This is a genomic window from Paraburkholderia phenazinium (assembly GCF_900100735.1).
GTDB lineage: Bacteria > Pseudomonadota > Gammaproteobacteria > Burkholderiales > Burkholderiaceae > Paraburkholderia > Paraburkholderia phenazinia.
In genome coordinates this window covers 13784-31744 of record NZ_FNCJ01000003.1, presented here as the reverse complement: position 1 = coordinate 31744, position 17961 = coordinate 13784, and the positions used below count along the sequence as shown (strand labels likewise).

Sequence of the window (17961 nt, the reverse complement as noted above, 5' to 3'; positions counted from 1 at the left end):
CGAGGAAGCGCCGCAAGGAGACGGAAAAATTCTGGTTTTATTCACCCCGCCGTCTCGATTCAATCTTGCCGCACCTTAATGCGCGTGTAAAGCGGACGTCGTATGTTTAAGATGTGGGACTTCTCTATTCGATGAGGAATCCCACACGTTTTTACATTTGTTTAGACGCCGCAGGCATACTCAGCGAATGCTACTCATCTATTCGAAAATCACATCCCCGGAACCGGACCGGTTGACAATCCGCGCGGGAGGGTTGCCGCGAATCCGCACATCGCCGGAACCTGTCACGTCGACAATCGCCGAGGTCGACGCGTAGCCGCGCAGATCGCCCGAGCCTTTCACGCTTGCGTTCAACGCCTTGGCCTGCACCGCACGAACATCGACATCGCCGGAGCCTTTGATCGCCACGTTCACCATTTTCACGCTACCGGCTGCCACGACCGTACCCGAGCCCGAGACGTTCAGGTTCAGCGAATCGCCGCTAATGCCGGATGCGTTCAGCGAACCTGAACCCGAAATATCGACGGCTTGCAACGACGGATTCGTAATCACGACCTTGACGGGCTTCGTGAAGATGACCGAATCCTTGAGCGCGATGGTCAATACGTTGTCGCTCACGGTGGTGAGGATGAGCGGCACGACGTCGGCAGGACCGGACACCGAGATCGAGGGGGTTGCCCCAATCGAGACGATCACCTGCACGGGCGCATGCAGGTTGATGCCTGAGAACTTGCCGGTTTGCCGTGCTTCGGTCCGGTTCGAACCCGATGCGATGCCGGCCGGCGAGTCGACGCGGATGACAGCACCCGCGGTAGCCTGGGCTGCCGCAACGCCGGCAAGAATGCAGCAGGTTGCTGCGATGGTTAGTTTGACGACGGATACGTTCATGGTTTTATCGATCCTTTGTCTCTCTCGGCTTTTGACCGCTTAGGATGCGCATGATGCGCCAAAGCGGTGGGAGGCGTCAAACCTATGGCAGAGCGATGCTCGACGCCTCGCGCTTAAGCCCTCCGGTAAATCGAATCCTTGCGGGTCATCAATTGACCGTCCACCAGTTCCCGCCGCAGAGTCGCGCAGTCCTCATGGAATTTCTTGAGGAAGGTGTTGATCTCTTTCTCGCTGTACTCGCGGACCGGATCCAGTTGCTCGACCAGCCAGCGCAAAATCACGCGGCGCTTCTTGAGCATCTCCGGAATCTTGACGAGACGTCCACCAACAACGAAGGACTTGAGAATCCGCTGCGTTTCGGCGTCCGCATTGGCCGGGAAAGGGCTGCTCTGCGCCTCGGTAATCGCCGTCAGCTCGAAGTGTTTCTGGAAATTCTGCAGGTTGCTGGCATTGAGGCTATAGACATGCGTATTGCCCTCTTTGTCCATGGTCACCAGATCCACATCGACCAGCCGGCTCAGATGATGCGAAATGGTTGGCCCGGTCAGACTCAGAGCCTGGGCGATTACACGTCGGTTCCACCCCATCTCTATGCGTATTGAATTCACCCAGGCTTGGCAAAGAATTGCTCGTGCGATTAGTCGGCCAAGGCGCGATAGTAGCGAAGTTCAGCCAGCGACGCACCGCCAATCTCGATCGACTTGCTCGCTCCGTCCGCGACGAAGCCAACCCGTTCGTAGAACGCCTTGGCGCGGAGATTCTCTGCCAATACCCAAAGCGCGACGTTCTTGTAGCCGGCCTCGCGCAGCACCGCTCGTGCCGCGTCGTTCAAGCGCCTGCCCACGCCTTGCCCCCAGAATGCGGGCAGCACATAGAACGCTTCCACTTCCGCCCATTGGCTGTCCTTGTCCGCATCGCGGCAAGCGCCGAAACAGATCCAGCCAACGGGCACGTTGCCTGCATGCGCCAGCAACACGCGGATGCGTCCTTTCTCAAGCGCCTTTCGCCACCCCTCAGTGCGCGCTTCGACGCTCAGAGCCGTGAGAAACTGCGCCGGCACGATCCCTTCATAGGCCGCCTGCCATGTCGCCACATGGACCGACGCGATAGCCTCGGCATCGTCGGCCCTTGCCTCGCGTATTTCAATCAGCATCCCCGCAGTCCTCGTGTGATGTGAAGTCAGCGATATTAACCAACGAGGCGTTCGCCAGGCCAGCGATAACCCAATACAGATTCACGCGGATAAGCATTCTCACAGACGCGGCCGAGCTGATTGCCTCCCCACAGGTAAACGCTGTGGGCGTCTTCCCTGAGAAAAAAACCAACGTGCCCTTTCCAGCTATCCGGCTCGTCGCGGTACAAGACGGAGATACATCCTAAAACCGGCTGCGCAAGCGGTTCGCCCCATTCAAGCCAGGAGCGTGCCAGTGCCGAACCCGTACCGGCAATCTCGAGTTGCGCAAGGCACCAGTTGACGAACGACGAACACCAGGAGGCTTTGTCGTCGTAGCCGCGAATATTCGTGTAAGCGTGGTATTCGGTGACGCGAGGATTGCTCTGTCCCACCGGATACTGGGCCACGCCGCTTTCCATGCGGGCGATGGCGAGCCATGGAGGTTCCTGGCCTGCGTCGAGGCGATACTGAAGATTGTCCATAGTGTGTCGCTCGAATTGATTGCAACGCATGCGGATGCCGCCGCTTAGACGGGACATCGATTGGCTAAAGGAATCATTCGCGCCATGAAAAGGCAAGCCGCTATCATGCCATCCCGAGTGGGCATGGCAAAAATCGGTTCTCGAACAACCGGTGATTCTGGGGACGCTTTTGCTCGATCTGTTCGCCGCGCTGGCAAGCGACATCGCGACAATCGGCGTAGCATGGCGATGGATAAAACTGTTTCTCGAGTTAAGACGCGTCCAGTCGCTTGGCCGTAGAGCCTGGTTCGTCAGATATCCCAGGTAAGTGGCCACTAGGTGGCCAGGTGAGTGCGTGTTGCGTGTCGGCAACACCGAACTGCGGGTAAGCCGCGCGGGTAAACCAACTATGCATCCCGAGTCAGTTTTACCGGGCCGCTGCGTCTGCAGGACGAATCGACCGTCCTGATAGAGCACCGTAGCGTTCGAATTGCACCTTTCCAAGGATCGTCGGTCAAACTCTCAGCATTGGTCCGAGACTGACGCGAAAACGGAGGAGACATGCAAACCGCTCAACACTCTCACCATTTTCATCTCGAGCTGCGCCACGCAACAATGCCAACCTATGTGGCGAGCTACCTGTTCCCAATCCTGCTGCTGGCCTATGAGGCGCATCGGGTCGGGCGCTGGATCTACGACAACGGCATGAACTTCGCGAACTTCAGGTACATGGGCTATGAATTCCTGCTCATGCTGACCTTCGTCGGCCTGCAGATCCTCGTGGAAGTGGTGTTTCTCGCGTGCGCGGGCATCACCCGGCACCCCGACTTCGAACATCGGGTCGCGAATGTGCTGGCCGGTATTGGCTGTTCGTTCGTGGTGCTCGGTTTCGACCTGGCGTTGCAGTACGCGCTGTAGCACGTCGGTGTTGGCGAGGGCGCTGGCAGCTCGTCCAGCGCCCACTATCTGAGCGTCGAACGCATCAACTCTTGCGCTGCAACGCGAAGAGCGTGCCGGCGAGGAGAATGAACGCGCCGATAATAACCTTTTGCCAGGTACTAGGCACGCCGACCAGAATCAGCACATTGTTGATGAGCGTGACCAGCACCACCCCCAGCAAGGTGCCGACCACGGTGCCGGTGCCGCCGGTAATACGCGCGCCACCCAGAATCACCGCCGCGATCACATCGAGTTCCGAGCCGACCAGATCGAACGGATTCGCGAGCCGGTTATTCGACACGTGCAAAATCCCCGCGATCCCCGCCAGCATGCCCGTATAGCCAAACACGAACAGATGGATCGCGCGCAGGTTGTAGCCGAGACGCTCGGCAATCGCGAGGCTGCCGCCCATCGCGTACACGCCGCGGCCCATCATGGTGCGATTCAGCAGCCACCATGTGAGCACGGCCGCTGCCACCAGTGCCAGCACCGAAACCGGCAGCACTGCTCGCAAGCCGTCCGAGGTCTGGTAGAAAAACAGGGGAATGCGGCCGAAGCGGTCCATGCTGTGCGGAATGTTCATGAAGAACGTGGTGCCGATAAAGGTCAGCAGAATCCCGCGATATAGATATTGCGTACCGATGGTGACGATCAGCGAAGGCGCTTTCAGACGATGCACGAGCATCCCGTTGATCAGACCGAGCACGATGCCCCCGAGCGCCCCGGTAATCAGAATCAACGCAAACGGTTCATCGGGCCACCAGGCGAACACAGCCTTGGTGATCGCATACATGGTCAATGCGCCGATCGCCGTAAACGACACGTCGATACCGCCGGACGCCAGCACGACCAGCGTGCCGAGTGCGAACAGCGACACCGTCGTCGCCGAATGCAGCATGTCGAACAGCGTCGCAAGCTGGAAGAAGCGCGGATTGATCGCGCCCACCACGATGCACATCACGACGATCAGCCCTGCCGTGAACCACTCGGGGTTGCGTGCGAGCCTGGCTCGCACGCTTAGCGGCTTCACCTCAGGTGCGACGTCGATGACGGTTGGCGTGGTCATGGTCTGGTTCATGCGCGGATTCATGCGAGTCACATTCCTTTATGCAGCTTCCGACAGCAGCGCGTGATACAGGTCAGCTTCGTTCAACTGGTCGGCCTGATATTCGTTGGCGACGCGTCCCTTCTTCATCATCAAGATACGGTCGCAGTTTTGCAGCAGTTCGGGCAGGTCGTCGCTGATCAGGATAATGCCAATGCCGCGCTGCGACAGGCGCTGCATGATCCGGTAGATGATGTCCTTGGAGCCGACGTCCACGCCCACCGTCGGGCCGTGCAGGATCAGCACGCGCGGATCGATGGCGAGCCAGCGGCCGATCAGCACACGCTGCTGGTTGCCGCCCGACAACGACTGCACGGGCTTATCCACATCCGGTGTGGCGATCTGCAACTCCTTGACGGTCTCGACCGCGAGCGCTTGTGCACGAGCCCGGTCGATCTGGCCGAAGCGGTCCCGCAAACTCGAGATCATCGCGGTAATGACGTTGTCGCGAATCGGCTTGTCGAGAAACAGCCCTTCGTTGAGGCGGTCTTCCGGCACATAACCAATGCGGTGATCCTTGGCGTCGGACGGCGTGCGCAACGCAATGTGCTTGCCGTCGAGCACGATCTCGCCATGCTGTGCCGGCGCCACGCCCGCTAGAGCCCGCGCCAGTTCATTGCGGCCCGAATCCAGCAGGCCTGTCACGCCGAGAATCTCGCCGCGATGCAGCGCAAAGGACACATCGGCGAACTGCCCGTTGCGCGTAAGCCCCTTCACGTCCAGCACGACTTCTTCCCCGTAAGCGCCTTCGCGATATCGCTCGCTGGACAGATGCCGCCCAGTCATCAACTCGCTAATCTGAGCCTTCGTGTAGTTCGTAATCGGCCCCTGCGCCATGGTTTGGCCATCGCGCAGCACGATCACCTCGCCGCCAATCGCGTAGCATTCGTCGAGCTTATGGCTGACGAACAGCACCGTCACGCCATGTGCCCGCAGATTGCTCAGCACGGCAATCAGGTTATCCACTTCCTTCTGCGTGAGCGAGGTCGTAGGCTCGTCCATGATGACGAACTTCGCCTCGCTCGCAATCGCCCGCGCAATGGCGACAAGCTGGCGCGTCGCGAGCGGCAACTGTTCGACAAGCGTCGCCTGGAACGTCGGATCGCCGGGAAGGCCAACCGACGTCAGCGCCCGCGCGGCCGTATTCGCCAGCGCGCGCCGGTCGAAGGTGCGGGTCAGGCGCCCGTTGTGTTCGGCCAGTTCGGAGGTCAGCCCGACGTTTTCGGCCACGCTCATATTGGGCAGCAGCGAGAGGTCCTGATACACGGTCTCGATGCCCGCCGCGAGCGATTCCAGCGCCGACAGACGCGCGTGCCGCACGCCCTCGATCACGAGTTCGCCTTCGTCGGGCGGCTGCGCACCCGAGATGATCTTGATCAGCGTGCTCTTGCCACAGCCGTTCTCGCCCAGCAGGTGATAGATCTGCCCGCGCTCGAACGACAGGCTCACGCCACGCAGTGCGTGCACGCCGGTAAAGCGTTTGTGCACACCGACAACCTGCAGGAACGGCACAGAAGCAGCGTCTGAATTCATAGTTCCGTCACAACCTTCAAAGATGCGCCCGTGATCAGCTACAGGCACACCGTTACACAGGAATCGACAACCTGTTCAGCAAACGCCGGACCGCACCCAGTTCTCCTACTCGTGGCATGGCCCGGCGCACCGCAACAACGCAAGTCGCGCCTAGAATGGGAAGTTCTTGTAGTTGGACTTGTCGACGTTCACCCAACCCTGGCCACGCACGATAATGCCCTTGCCCGGCCCCTTGGTGACGGTCACCTTGGTGTAACCCGGAATGCCCAGGTCGTCGCCATCATGAACCGTCTTACCCTGAATCAGCATCAGCGCGATCTTGTTCATGGCGATGCCCGCCAGCTTCGGATCCCAGAAGGCAATGCCGTTGATCGCGCCGCTTTCGAGGAACTTGCCGGCCTCAGTCGGCAGACCCGTGCCATACACGCAAATCTTGCCTTGCATACCGGCTTCTTCCACCGCGCGGCCAATGCCGATCACGTCCAGCGACGACGAACCCTGGAAGCCCTTCAAGTCCGGATGCTTGCGTAGCACTTCCTTGGCGACTTCATAGGCGCGCTCGCCGTCGTTATTGGTTTCGAGCTTCGGCTCGACCAGATCCATCTTCGGATACTTGGCCTTCGCGTTGCCGATGCCGCCATCCGCCCATTGCACCTGCGAGCGGCTGCCGAGCGAACCGACCAGTACAGCCCATTTGCCTTCGTCGTGCATGCACGAGGCGAGGCGCTCGTTCAGGCCTGCACCATATGCCGTGTTGTCGAACGCTTCGATGTCGACCATCGTGTTCTTTTCGTTGTCGGCCTCATGCGTGACAACCTTGATGCCGCGATCCATCGCTTTCTTCAGGGCCGGCTCGAGCGTCGGCGGATCGTAGGGCACCACCGCCAGCGCGTCGACCTTCTTGGCGATCAGGTCTTCGATGATCTTCAGTTGCTGGGCCGCGTCGGCCTGGCCTGGGCCGGTCTGATATACCGTGACACCAGGGTTGTCCTTACCGAACTGCTTGACACCGTCGTCCATCCGGTTGAACCAGTTAATACCGGTTACCTTGACCACCGTGACGATCGTCTCATTGGTCGCGGCCTGCGCCGCAGCGATGACCCCTACCGCGAAAACGCCTGCGGCGATCGCGACGCTCAGTCGATTCAATTTCATGCCATGTCTCCTTTTTTCTTTCGCTGTCGCCCTGCTTCACGGTTGCGAACATCCAGGGCCCCGATGTCCGCCGCGTACTAAACCCGTACTCAACCTCGCCCGACCGCCGACGCAGCCGCTAACGCTTCGCGCCCGCGTCCGAGCGTGCAAAACCGAAGATCGCGCTGACCCGCTCGCCACCGGCAAACGCCAGCGACAGCAACAGCAGAAAACCCCACGCGCAATCGCCGAAAAACTGCGACACGCCGAGCAGATTGAACAGGCTCGCGAGGAACTGCAGCACCGTGGCGGCAAAAAACACCGAGATGATGCGGCCACGGCCGCCGGCGGGGTTCACACCACCCATCACCGCGATCAGGATCGCGATCAGCAAATACGAATTGCCGTAATCCCATTTCGCGCTCGACGTATGCGTGGCGCTGATCAGACCGGCCAGCGAGGCCAGCACGCCGCACATCGTATAAGTGACGATCAGCATGCGGGCGCGCGGAATCCCCGCATAAAACGCCGCTTTGGGATTGGTGCCCATCAGGTACAGCCGCAGCCCGAACGGACTGCGTTTGAGCAGCCAGCCCAGTACGACGATCGCGGCGATGAAGATGAGGAAGGAGATCGGCACCTGGAACGCCGTGCCGTTACCGATATCCGAAAGCTGGTCGACGTATTCCACCGGCACCGATGCGCCATTGCTCAACACCACGGCGATGCCGGTAAACAGCAACTGAGTGCCGAGCGTGCAGAGAATCGGCGTGAGCCGCAGCTTCGCAATCACGACGCCGTTCAGCAAGCCGCCAAGCAGCCCCATGGCCACGACGATTGCGCAAAACAGCGAGGTATAAGCAACGGGCGAGGCGTCGGCGCTGATGAACTTCGGCACCAGCAGTGCTGCGACCATGCCCGACAGATTGGCGAGGCCGACGCCGGACAGATCGATACCGCCGTTGCCGGAGATCATCGACAGCATGATGCCAAGCGCGAGCAGGCCGAGTTCGGGCAACTGGCCGCCCATCGACTGCAGGTTGTCGATATCCACGAACTGGCCGTGAGATAGCGCTGTCGCAACCAGCACCACCAGGACGTTGACGGCCAGCAGGAAATTCAGTTGCCGGTCGCCGAACAGTTTTCCAACAGCGAACGAGGACTTCATGGTGAAGAGAGACTCCTTCAAACTGCAGCAAACTTCAGTAGGCCTTCGAGGTGCGCTTCATGCGTCTCGAAGGCCATGCTCATCGAGTGGGCTTCACCGATGCGCTCAGTGCGCAGACACCGGTTGGCCCGCTTGACTCAATAGCTGGTTCACTTCGCCCAAGGTCGGCATCGACGGCGCCGTACCGGGGCGCGTTACGGAGATGCCGGCTAGCGCGCAACCGAAGCGCATCGCCTCCACCGGGTCGGCGCCGCGCGCCAGCGCCGCAGCGAAACCGCCGGTGAAACCGTCGCCCGCCCCTGCCGTTTCCACCACCCGGCCACATTGGAACGCCGGCACCAGCACCGATTGGGTTGCCGAGTGCAGCAGCGCCCCAGCCTCGCCGAGCGTCACGATCACGGTGCCCACGCCCTTGGCCAGCAGCATCTCGGCGGCGCGGCGCGCATCGTCGGCGTTCTGGATTGGCACACCGGTCAACGCAGCGGCCTCGGTTTCGTTCGGCGTGATGTAGTCGCACAGCGGGAAAATATCGTCGTCGAGCGGCAAGGCGGGCGCAGGATTGAACACGGTGGTCACGCCATGCCGGCGCGCGACTTCGAGACCGCGCCGCGCGGCGGCGAGCGGTTGCTCCAGTTGCGTGACGAACACCTGGGCTGCGGCAATGTCTGCTTCGATGGCGTCGACGTCGGCCGCACTCATCGTCCCCGCTGCACCTGCCGCGACGATGATCGCGTTCTTGCCATTGGTGTCGTCGACGAAAATATGGGCTGCGCCCGTGGAGACGCCCGGCACTTCCGTGGCGCGGGCGGTGATGCCTTCAGCGGCCCACGTCGCGCGCGCGATGGAGCCGAATGCGTCGTTGCCGATGCGCGTGCAGAACACCACCTGGGCGCCGGCCCGCGCTGCCGCGACGGCCTGATTCGAGCCTTTGCCGCCCGGCCCCATTGCAAATGCCGAACCGGCGATAGTCTCGCCGATCAGCGGCATCCGTTCGGCGCGGAACGTCAGGTCGGTCACATAGATGCCGAGAATGACGACGCGCCCATTCGGTTCGGACTGCATAGTCATTTTCCCTGCTCCGCATGTGCCGCGTCCGGCGCCAGCAACACACCCTTCTTGAACACAAAGCAGCCGTAGCCGCGCCGCTCGCCGGTGACGATTACGCAATAGGCGGCTTTCGCGCGCTCATAGAAAGCGAACCGTTCGATCGAGCCAAACGGCAGGTCACGCCCTTCGGCGGCATTCAATTCCGCTTGCGCTTCCCGCTGCACAACCGGAATCGTATTCGGTTCGCCCACCACTTCCATGCGCAGCGCCGCATGCTCGACAAAGGTGTCGAGCGGCAGCACAGATAACACCGCCCGAACCGCGCGCGCGGCATCAACGCCATCCATACGCAACAGCTTGCCCAGCACCGTTGCACGCGCAACGGAGTCGGCCGGGAAATTCGCGTCGCAAATCACCACTTCGTCGCCGTGGCCCATCGCGCGCAGCGCGTGCAGCACATCGGCGTTCAACAGCGGGTCCAGATTCTTTAGCACAGTGTCTCCTCCATGTTCGATCTGCCTGCTGCCCGTCCAGCCCGGACGGTCAGTCTCCGTAAGGGATCCAGATATTCTTCACCTGCACGGCCTGCCGCAGCCAAGCCGGTCCTTCGCTCGAGCGGTCGAACCAGTCGAACTGTCGGCCATGATCGACGAAGGTACGCTTCAGATTGCCTACGGACACGCGCTCGACCAGCGCAGAATCCGCAGCGGAGCCAAAGCACCAGAGCGCGTCGACATCATCGTGTTTCGCCAGCGCGGGCAGCAAGGCCGCGCGCTCGCCCGTCACGATGTTCAGCACGCCGGCAGGCATGTCCGACGTTTCGACCACTTGATATAGATCCGTTGCGGTCAAGGGAGCGGTTTCGCTGGGCAGTACCACGACGCGGTTGCCCATCGCCAGCGCTGGCCCCACCAGCGAGACGAAGCCAAGCAACGGCGCCTCATCGGGACACGCCACGCCGATCACGCCGAGCGGTTCATGCATGGCCAGCGCTACGCCGCGCAGCGGCGGCGTATGCACCGCACCGTCGAACTTGTCGGCCCACGCGCCGTAGGTAAAGAGCCGTGTCACCGCAGCTTCGACCTCCGCGTGCGCCGCAGCTTCCGTCACACCGGTGCGCGCCACCAGTTGCCCGGCGAATTCGTCGGCCCGCACCGCCAGGTTCTCCGCGAAGTAATACAGTACCTGAGCGCGATTGTGTGTGCTGGCCTGCGACCACTTCGCCGCGCCGCGCGCCGCCTCGACGGCATTGCGAATGTCCTTGCGGTTGCCCTCGCTCACTTCGCCGACGATCCCACCATCTGGGCCATAAACCGGCAACGAATAGCCGCCATCGGGGCGCACCTGCTTGCCGCCGATAAAGAGCTTAGCGGTACGATCGATCGGCGTGACATTCGAACGGGCCGCGATCGGCTGGGCCGCGCTCGACGCCGCCGCGAACGCCTCTGCCGAACCCACGCGCACAGATGCCGCGTGCGCTGGACGTTCGGCGAGCTTAAGCCACGCGCGCGGCTTGAGGTATTCGTAGATGCCCTCGCGGCCACCTTCACGGCCATAACCCGACTCGCGATACCCACCAAAGCCGACCGCCGCATCGAACAGGTTGGTGGCATTGATCCAGACAACACCGGCTGCCAAACGCGGCGCGACATCCAGCGCACGGCCGATCGTCTCGCTCCAGACGCTCGCCGCAAGACCATAGCGCGTGTTGTTGGCCAGCGCGACCGCCTCATCCGGCGTGCGGAAACTCATCGTCACCAGCACCGGGCCGAAGATCTCTTCCTGAGCAAGCGTCGATGCCGGCGCCACCCCGGTCACCAGAGTCGGTGGGTAAAAGCAGCCTTGCGCAGGCAACGTGGTATCCGGCGACTGCCACACCGCGCAGCCTTCGCGACGGCCCGCTTCGACCAGCGATTGAATCCGTTCGAGCTGCACCGGGTCGACAATCGCACCGAGATCGATGCTCTTATCGAGCGACGAACCCACCCGCAGGGTTTCCATGCGGCGCTTGAGCTTCTCGATGAAACGCGCTTCGACGCCTTCTTGCACCAGCAAACGCGAACCCGCGCAGCACACTTGCCCTTGATTGAACCAGATCGCGTCGACAACACCTTCGACCGCGCCGTCCAGGTCCGCATCGTCGAAGACAATGAACGGCGACTTGCCGCCCAGTTCGAGTGTCAGCGACTTGCCCGAGCCCGCCGTGACCGAACGAATCTGCCGGCCCACTTCGGTTGAGCCGGTAAAGGCAAGCTTATCGACCTCGGGATGCTCGACCAGCGCCGCACCGGTGCGGCCATCGCCCGTGACGACATTCAGCACGCCCGCCGGCAAGCCGGCCCGATGCGCCAGTTCGGCGAACAGCAAGGCGGTGAGCGGCGTGTATTCGGCCGGCTTGAGCACCACGCAGTTGCCTGTCGCGATGGCCGGGGCAATCTTCCATGCGAGCATCAGTAGCGGGAAATTCCACGGCACGATCTGGCCGACCACGCCTAACGGTGCAAAGTCGGCGAACTCGCTGTCCTGCAGTTGCGCCCAGCCTGCGTGATGCAGGAAGTGGCGGGCCACCAGCGGCACGTCGATGTCGCGCGTCTCGCGAATCGGCTTGCCGTTGTCGAGCGCTTCAAGCACGGCGAACAGCCGGCTATGGCGCTGCACCATGCGCGCCAAGGCATACAGATGACGCGCCCGTCCAGCGCCGCCCAATGCCAGCCAACCAGGCTGCGCGGCGCGGGCGGCCGCCACCGCCGCATCGATATCAGCCGCATCGCCCTGGGCGATCTGCGCCAGCAACTCGCCCGTGGCAGGTTCGCGCGATTCGAAGCGCTCGCCCGAGGCCGGCGCGCGCCAGGCGCCGCCGATGAAATGCCCGAAGCTCGCCTCGTGCTGCGCGAGCCAGGCGCGCGCGGGCTGATCGTCCTCGGGTGCGGGACCGTACTCCATCGAAGAAAAATATTCGGCTACGCTCATGGGATCGGTCTGCTCAGGCAACGGGGTGACGGTTGAAGGCGGAATAACGGCCGCTCACGTGGTGTTCTAGCTGGCGTTCGATGTCGGCCAGCAGGCTCGATGCACCGATACGAAACAGCTCCGGTTCGAGCCATGCGCGCCCCAGCTCCTCTTTCATGAGGATCTGATAGGTCAGCACGGATTTGGCGCTGGAAACGCCGCCCGCCGGTTTGAAGCCGATCACGACGCCGGTGCGCTCGTGATAGTCGCGAATCATGCGCACCATCACCAGCGACACGTCGAGCGTCGCATTGACCCCTTCCTTGCCGGTCGAGGTCTTGATGAAATCCGCGCCCGCCATCATGCAGACCATCGAGGCGCGCGCCACGTTCGACAACGTACGGATGTCGCCCGTAGCGAGGATGGCTTTCAGATGCGCCGGACCGCAGGCTGCGCGGAAGTCGCGCACTTCGTTGTAGAGCGCTTGCCAGTTGCCCGTCAGCACATGCTCGCGGGTCACGACGATGTCGATCTCCTGCGCGCCATCGGCCACCGAGGCTTCAATCTCTTTCAGCTTCAGCGGATGTGGAATCAGTCCAGCCGGGAAACCCGTGGACACCGCGGCAACCGGAATGCCGCTGCCTTGCAGCGCATCGACCGCGGCCGCGACAAAGCGGTGATACACGCACACCGCGCCGGTGGTGATGGTTTGCGGCGCAATGCCAAGCGCGCTGAGGATGTCGGCGCGCACCGGCTGGCGCGCTTTCGCGCACAAGCGCCGCACGCGGCCTTCGGTGTCGTCGCCGTTCAAGGTGGTCAGGTCGATGCAGGTGACGGCCTTTAACAGCCAGGCCGCCTGCGCATCTTTCTTGACGGTGCGGCGCGTACCGAGTGTGGCCGTGCGCCGCTCGACCGCAGACTGATTGACGCGCAGACCGTCGAGCCAGGCGGCGTCGAACGGCACGCCCGGATTGCGTTCTGGATGAACGGCCACGCCGCGCCGCAGCGCGATGACCGAGGAAGACAAAGAAGGGGCTTCAGGCATTGGGTGTCCGTGATTTTGTGCAGCGCACAGCAACGGCTGATGGTTTATTCGCAACAATCGTACATCGAATGATAGGATCGTAACAAGTGGCGTTATGATCATTTCCTCATATCGGGTCTATGCGATTTGCGTGCACAGGCGACCGCCAGGCGGGCTTTTGTTTGCCCATCGGTATTTTTACCAGGGACGTGAATCGAGCAGACGGGGAGATTCAAGGCAAGCGCGGCACGTTCATGCGAAGATCGCGCCTGGCGCGCGAAGTGCTGCTCTAGCGCCGCCCCAAAACTCGTTCCCCCCGCGGAGTCCCAGCACCATGATTGACGACGCTCACGTCGTGAGCACCCTGGCGTCCCGTGCGATCGTGCCCGACGCCAGCCAGCGCGCGGCGATCGCCGCACTGGTGACGCTGCTCGGCGGCCCCACGCGGCGCAAAGCAGCGGGCCACGCACGAGCGCCATTGGGCGTCTATTGCCATGGCTTGCCGGGACGCGGCAAGAGCCTCGTGGTCGATACCGTGTTCGAGCTGGCCGGGTGCGCCAAGCGCCGCATCCACTTCCACGAGTTTCTGCGCGAGATGAACCGGCGGCTCGTCAACGAACCACGCGGCGACGACCGGCTCGGCTCGGTGTCGCGGCAGTGGCTGGATGGCGTCACCTTGCTGTGCTTCGACGAATTCCATGTGCACGATATCGCCGATGCGTTTCTGATTGGCCGCTTTCTCGAAGTCGCGCTTGAACTCGGCACGCGCATCGTCCTGACGTCGAACTATGCGCCGCAGGGTCTGCTGCCGAATCCGGAATTCCACGAGCGCTTCCAGCCGACCATCGCTCGCATCGAACAGCACTTCACGGTGATTCATTTCGACGGCGCGCGGGACTATCGCTTTAGCGGCGCGGCAGCGCAACGGCCGCGCTTTTTTGCGCCGCTCGACGCAAGCACCAGCGAGCAGGTGCGGCGGCTCTTCGTGCAGGCAGAAGGCGAAGAGGCCTTAGGACCGCAGACGCTCTCTGCGGCTGGCCGTCCATTGCACGTGCAAGCTGCCGGCGCGGCGCTGCTGTGGGCGGGGTTCGACGAACTCTGCATCGCCAGCCGCTCGCATCTCGACTACCTGGATCTGGCCGAGTGCTGGCAAGGCCTGATCGTCGATCAGTTGCATACGGATGCGCTTGCCAAAGCGCAGACGCTGCAACGTTTCGTGTGGCTGGTCGATATTTTCTACGACCGCAAACGTGCGCTGTTCATCGCCTCGGATCAGCCGATTGCCACCGCGCTTAGCGGCCTGGAAGGTGCGCATGACCTCTCGCGCACCTTGAGCCGGCTCGCCGAAATGCAATCGCGCGCTTACTCGAACCGCTTCGACGGTGCAGAGGCTTCGGCCGAAGCGACGACCTGTCCTTAGCGCCGCGTTCGTCTCAACGGCGTGCGAACGCTGTCGTCAAGCGGCTGGTGGTGGCTTTCTGTTCGGCGTCGTCCTTGGCGAAATCGGGGTTGCCGCCGACCTTGTTCATCGCCGGGTTCGACGCTATGCGCCTTTCCATCGACATCTCGATCATCCGCTGCATCGTGTAGATCGATTCGCCACGGCCCATGCCGGTGTCGCGTAGGAGTTGATACGCAGTCTTCATACCGGGATCGTTATCGATCATCGCCGAGAACTGTTTCTCGCGCGACTTGCGGGTGCTGCCCTCCTTACTCATGATCTGGTTCCACTGTTCAGCAAGCCGGGGGGATTTAGCCGGGTCGCTTGTACCCATGTGGTAGTCGACCACGGCGTACGCGTGCTTGCCCACCACATCGCGCGTTTCCTTCTTCGCGGCAGTCGATTTCTTGTCGTTGATCATCGAACCCGGGAAGAATCTGCCGAAGGTCTCCTTGCTGGCCTTGGCCCGCGCCTCCTGACGGAACGCGAGATGAGCATCCTTGATCAGCTTGTCGCTCCCGTCGCCCAGACCGTCGATGACGCGCTGGTTCGCATCCGTGGCGTCCGGGCCTGCGTACTCCTCAGCAAAAGCGTGACGCGCCCGGAGCTCATGGCTGCCGACCACCTCCGCCTTGTCGTTGCGCAGACGCTGCTTGAGGCCGCGAATACCCTTCGCGACATCGAGCGAGCTGACACCCGACAGCGCGCTACCCGCGATGCGCTGGCCCGCGGCTACACCGGCCGCATGCGAACCGGCCACCGCCACCGACGCGCCATGTGTGCCGATCGCAGTCGCCGTCGCGGCGCCGATTGCTACGGTATTGCGGATAAATTCATACGCCGCGCGATTGCGTTGCTTTCCCGACACTTCGTCTTTAATGAATGCGGTGAGCAGCACATTCCTGGCGTGAGCACTCTCGGTCTTCAAAGCGGGATCGTCCGAGGTGGCGAGCTTTTGCACTGCCTCCATGTCGTATTCGAGCCCAACGTGGCTATTGTGCGCCGCACCGCCGTTACGCACGTCGCCGACTTTCTTGATGGCATTCTTGCGCTTGAAGATTAGCGTATCGGGATGGAACTTGTCTCCGCTGGCTCGCTTGGTCTCGAACTTCTGCAGATCATCCTTCAGCAGGCTGTCGAGCTGCGTGCCGTAGCGCTTCTTACGCTCCGACGCGGCGAAAAACGCATGACCGTTGATCGCCGCGCCGAGCGTTTCGTGGGCTGCCGTCATGCCGCCGCCCACCAATGCCCCCTCCATCGCGCCTGCCGTGGTGTGCGTGCTGATGCCGACCGCAGCCGCCACGGATGCACCCGGGCGCAGCTTGTTGGTTTCGAGCAGCGAAAAGCCCGGCTTGTCGCGATCGACAGGTTGCCCCAGTCGTTGGCGCTTGGCCGGCAGTTTGAAGCCGGGATCTTCGGGGGCCGTGTTCTGCTCAGGAGCGGCTTCGGCGTCGCCGGCCGGATGCTCCTGGGGAGCCCGCGGCCCTGTGTTCGACGGGCCGGCGACGCTCTCCGTGTGGTTTGCTGGCTGCGATGTCGAGGCCCGCGAGGCCTGCGAGGTCTGTGGCCGCTCTTGTGGTGCGCGAGGTGGCTGCGGTGCCGGGTCCCGTGCCAATTGCGCCCGCAGGGGTGACTTTGGCGGCACGGGCGGGGGTGTCGCCGATACGGCAGTGGTCTGTGGCAAACCCGCTAGCCCTCCCTGTTGCGCCTCGTCCCGTGCCAATTGCATCCGCCTGGCCGACTTTGGCGGCAGCGGAGGTCTGGCCGATGCGTCGCCGCCATGGGGCGTCGAGGATGTCGCTGTACTCACCGCGAACGCCGCCCCGCCGCGAGACGAACTGGTGCTGCCTTGCGCCTGCGCGGCCAAACCCTCTTGCAAGCGGACACGCTCGGATGACACCGCGCTCGAATCGGTCTGCGGCCGCGTATCGGGTTTCTTGTTCTGCTGCGTCTGCTGGCTGTCGACGGGGTTGCTGTTAGTCCCACTCACTGGGGGCGAAGCGATATTTCGAGTACTCAGCATGGGATATCTCGTCGACGATGGGGTCGGCGTAACACGCGGCCTGCCTCGCGATTCGCGTCGTTACGTCCTCAGGTGAACACGGCGGATCTGGCCGGGTGAACAAGAGCCCACCCGCGCGTTCATCTTAGGACTCGTCTGGCCCGTGAGTGATAGCCCTTACGAAGCGAGGTATGAAAACCCGAAGGTTCCGCCCAGATTGTCCGCCCTACTTCGACGCCGCCCCTTGCTGCAGCAAACCCTCTACGAGTTCGTCGGACACGTAATGGGGTCCATCGAACAGATAGACCCGGTAGCCTCGATATGCCTCTAGCTGCGGCGCAAGCTCGGCCGCTGTGGCTGCACGAAATCCACCGCCCTGTTTCGGCCGGAACGCTTCGGCAATGATGCGCACGCGCTTGTTGCCAAGTTTTGCGCTCAGCGCGTCCGCATACTCACGTGCCGCTGCCGGGCCGCGCGCATAGACTCCGCAGCCGTCCTGCAACAGCACGCCGACATCGCCCGGCAGCCAGCTACCGAGCCACTGCGCGAGCGCCGCCCCGCCGATATTGCGGTTGTCGTACACGCTGATCCAGAGTGGCTTTGGCAGACGTTCGAGTTGCGGCGCGATGCTCGCCGCGTCGGTCCAACTGGGATCCACCTCTACCGGAAAGTACCAGCCGGTGACATGCACCGGCGGGCGCACCGCAGCGAGCCGCAGCGACCGCTCCACCAGTTCCGCCACATGAGCGCGCGCCTTTTGTTCGTCCGCGTAGCCGGCGAGGCCGACGATCACATCGCGCGCCCATGGCTCATTCGCAATCCGCACCCAGTCGGGCACGCGCGGCGCCGGCAAAGCCGTGCCCGCAACGAAGGCGACATCGTCGACGGCGGTCCATTGCACCAGCAACTCACTGACGCCGAGCCGATTCCAGTCGCCATGCGGGTTTAGATGCTCGTTGTCCAACTGCCATACGATGCCCTGCGCCAGAGCGTCGGCGTGGGCGGACTCCGGCAAGGTCGGCACGCAACCGGCAGCGGCGAGCGCGCACAGCGCGGCAGTCAGCAGCCGTGGCAGCGCCATGCCGCGCGCGTTCTT

16 protein-coding genes are annotated in these 17961 nt (G+C 62.6%); 2 read left to right on the top strand and 14 right to left on the bottom strand.

The window, feature by feature from the left end:
- Nucleotides 1-198 precede the first annotated feature (198 nt).
- The 4 genes from BLQ92_RS07400 to BLQ92_RS07385 form a co-directional block, all read right to left on the bottom strand.
- Nucleotides 199-888, bottom strand: coding sequence for a GIN domain-containing protein (locus BLQ92_RS07400; RefSeq protein ID WP_090683051.1), 690 nt, complete (start codon nucleotides 886-888; stop codon nucleotides 199-201).
- Nucleotides 889-1001: 113 nt separating this feature from the next.
- Nucleotides 1002-1475, bottom strand: a complete 474-nt coding sequence (locus tag BLQ92_RS07395) for a DUF2087 domain-containing protein (RefSeq protein ID WP_090683049.1) — start codon at nucleotides 1473-1475, stop codon at nucleotides 1002-1004.
- 50 nt (nucleotides 1476-1525) lie between these two features.
- Entirely contained in the window at nucleotides 1526-2041 is a 516-nt protein-coding gene (locus tag BLQ92_RS07390) for a GNAT family N-acetyltransferase (protein WP_090683047.1), read from the bottom strand.
- 35 nt (nucleotides 2042-2076) lie between these two features.
- A complete protein-coding gene (locus BLQ92_RS07385; RefSeq protein ID WP_090683045.1) occupies nucleotides 2077-2544 on the bottom strand; it encodes a TIGR02594 family protein in 468 nt (155 codons plus the stop codon).
- Nucleotides 2545-3084: 540 nt separating this feature from the next.
- Between BLQ92_RS07385 and BLQ92_RS07380 the strand changes: the two genes are divergently transcribed.
- Nucleotides 3085-3441, top strand: a complete 357-nt coding sequence (locus tag BLQ92_RS07380) for a hypothetical protein (RefSeq protein ID WP_090683043.1) — start codon at nucleotides 3085-3087, stop codon at nucleotides 3439-3441.
- A gap of 64 nt (nucleotides 3442-3505) precedes the next feature.
- Here BLQ92_RS07380 and BLQ92_RS07375 read toward each other — a convergent pair whose 3' ends face one another.
- The 8 genes from BLQ92_RS07375 to deoC form a co-directional block, all read right to left on the bottom strand.
- The gene (locus BLQ92_RS07375; protein WP_244896627.1) at nucleotides 3506-4540 is read right to left on the bottom strand and encodes an ABC transporter permease; all 1035 of its coding nucleotides are present in this window, start codon (nucleotides 4538-4540) and stop codon (nucleotides 3506-3508) included.
- A 27-nt stretch (nucleotides 4541-4567) separates the two neighbouring features.
- Nucleotides 4568-6100, bottom strand: coding sequence for a sugar ABC transporter ATP-binding protein (locus tag BLQ92_RS07370; protein WP_090683039.1), 1533 nt, complete (start codon nucleotides 6098-6100; stop codon nucleotides 4568-4570).
- A 150-nt stretch (nucleotides 6101-6250) separates the two neighbouring features.
- The gene (locus BLQ92_RS07365) at nucleotides 6251-7255 is read right to left on the bottom strand and encodes an autoinducer 2 ABC transporter substrate-binding protein (protein WP_090683037.1); all 1005 of its coding nucleotides are present in this window, start codon (nucleotides 7253-7255) and stop codon (nucleotides 6251-6253) included.
- Nucleotides 7256-7373: 118 nt separating this feature from the next.
- Nucleotides 7374-8402 carry an ABC transporter permease gene (locus tag BLQ92_RS07360; RefSeq protein ID WP_090683035.1) on the bottom strand — a complete coding sequence of 343 codons (1029 nt, stop codon included), beginning with the start codon at nucleotides 8400-8402 and terminating at the stop codon, nucleotides 7374-7376.
- A gap of 105 nt (nucleotides 8403-8507) precedes the next feature.
- Entirely contained in the window at nucleotides 8508-9470 is a 963-nt protein-coding gene (rbsK, locus tag BLQ92_RS07355) for a ribokinase (protein ID WP_090683033.1), read from the bottom strand.
- Complete coding sequence (locus tag BLQ92_RS07350) at nucleotides 9467-9943, bottom strand: RbsD/FucU family protein (RefSeq protein ID WP_090683031.1); 477 nt, start codon at nucleotides 9941-9943, stop codon at nucleotides 9467-9469. Before BLQ92_RS07350 ends, rbsK begins: the two co-directional genes overlap by 4 nt.
- Before the next feature lie 49 nt (nucleotides 9944-9992).
- Entirely contained in the window at nucleotides 9993-12419 is a 2427-nt protein-coding gene (locus BLQ92_RS07345; protein ID WP_090683029.1) for an aldehyde dehydrogenase family protein, read from the bottom strand.
- A 13-nt stretch (nucleotides 12420-12432) separates the two neighbouring features.
- On the bottom strand, nucleotides 12433-13443 hold the full coding sequence (gene deoC / locus BLQ92_RS07340; protein WP_090683028.1) for a deoxyribose-phosphate aldolase: 1011 nt from the start codon (nucleotides 13441-13443) through the stop codon (nucleotides 12433-12435).
- A gap of 313 nt (nucleotides 13444-13756) precedes the next feature.
- Here deoC and zapE point away from each other — a divergent pair, with 313 nt between their 5' ends.
- Nucleotides 13757-14842, top strand: a complete 1086-nt coding sequence (zapE, locus tag BLQ92_RS07335) for a cell division protein ZapE (protein WP_090683026.1) — start codon at nucleotides 13757-13759, stop codon at nucleotides 14840-14842.
- Between the two features lie 13 nt (nucleotides 14843-14855).
- Here the strand turns inward: zapE and BLQ92_RS07330 are convergent, their stop codons facing one another.
- Together BLQ92_RS07330 and BLQ92_RS07325 are read right to left on the bottom strand one after the other, a co-directional pair.
- Nucleotides 14856-16886, bottom strand: a complete 2031-nt coding sequence (locus tag BLQ92_RS07330; protein WP_143016525.1) for a hypothetical protein — start codon at nucleotides 16884-16886, stop codon at nucleotides 14856-14858.
- Nucleotides 16887-17091: 205 nt separating this feature from the next.
- Entirely contained in the window at nucleotides 17092-17946 is an 855-nt protein-coding gene (locus BLQ92_RS07325; protein WP_425194961.1) for an alpha-amylase family protein, read from the bottom strand.
- Between the last annotated feature and the right edge of the window lie 15 nt (nucleotides 17947-17961).

Excerpts from the sequence above, each read along its gene's own strand:
- BLQ92_RS07400 (WP_090683051.1), bottom strand. The coding sequence starts at position 888 with ATGAACGTATCCGTCGTCAAACTAACCATCGCAGCAACCTGCTGCATT.
- BLQ92_RS07395 (WP_090683049.1), bottom strand. The coding sequence starts at position 1,475 with ATGGGGTGGAACCGACGTGTAATCGCCCAGGCTCTGAGTCTGACCGGG.
- BLQ92_RS07390 (WP_090683047.1), bottom strand. The coding sequence starts at position 2,041 with ATGCTGATTGAAATACGCGAGGCAAGGGCCGACGATGCCGAGGCTATC.
- BLQ92_RS07385 (WP_090683045.1), bottom strand. The coding sequence starts at position 2,544 with ATGGACAATCTTCAGTATCGCCTCGACGCAGGCCAGGAACCTCCATGG.
- BLQ92_RS07380 (WP_090683043.1), top strand. The coding sequence starts at position 3,085 with ATGCAAACCGCTCAACACTCTCACCATTTTCATCTCGAGCTGCGCCAC.
- BLQ92_RS07375 (WP_244896627.1), bottom strand. The coding sequence starts at position 4,540 with ATGAACCAGACCATGACCACGCCAACCGTCATCGACGTCGCACCTGAG.
- BLQ92_RS07370 (WP_090683039.1), bottom strand. The coding sequence starts at position 6,100 with ATGAATTCAGACGCTGCTTCTGTGCCGTTCCTGCAGGTTGTCGGTGTG.
- BLQ92_RS07365 (WP_090683037.1), bottom strand. The coding sequence starts at position 7,255 with ATGAAATTGAATCGACTGAGCGTCGCGATCGCCGCAGGCGTTTTCGCG.
- BLQ92_RS07360 (WP_090683035.1), bottom strand. The coding sequence starts at position 8,402 with ATGAAGTCCTCGTTCGCTGTTGGAAAACTGTTCGGCGACCGGCAACTG.
- rbsK (WP_090683033.1), bottom strand. The coding sequence starts at position 9,470 with ATGACTATGCAGTCCGAACCGAATGGGCGCGTCGTCATTCTCGGCATC.
- BLQ92_RS07345 (WP_090683029.1), bottom strand. The coding sequence starts at position 12,419 with ATGAGCGTAGCCGAATATTTTTCTTCGATGGAGTACGGTCCCGCACCC.
- deoC (WP_090683028.1), bottom strand. The coding sequence starts at position 13,443 with ATGCCTGAAGCCCCTTCTTTGTCTTCCTCGGTCATCGCGCTGCGGCGC.
- zapE (WP_090683026.1), top strand. The coding sequence starts at position 13,757 with ATGATTGACGACGCTCACGTCGTGAGCACCCTGGCGTCCCGTGCGATC.
- BLQ92_RS07330 (WP_143016525.1), bottom strand. The coding sequence starts at position 16,886 with ATGCTGAGTACTCGAAATATCGCTTCGCCCCCAGTGAGTGGGACTAAC.
- BLQ92_RS07325 (WP_425194961.1), bottom strand. The coding sequence starts at position 17,946 with ATGGCGCTGCCACGGCTGCTGACTGCCGCGCTGTGCGCGCTCGCCGCT.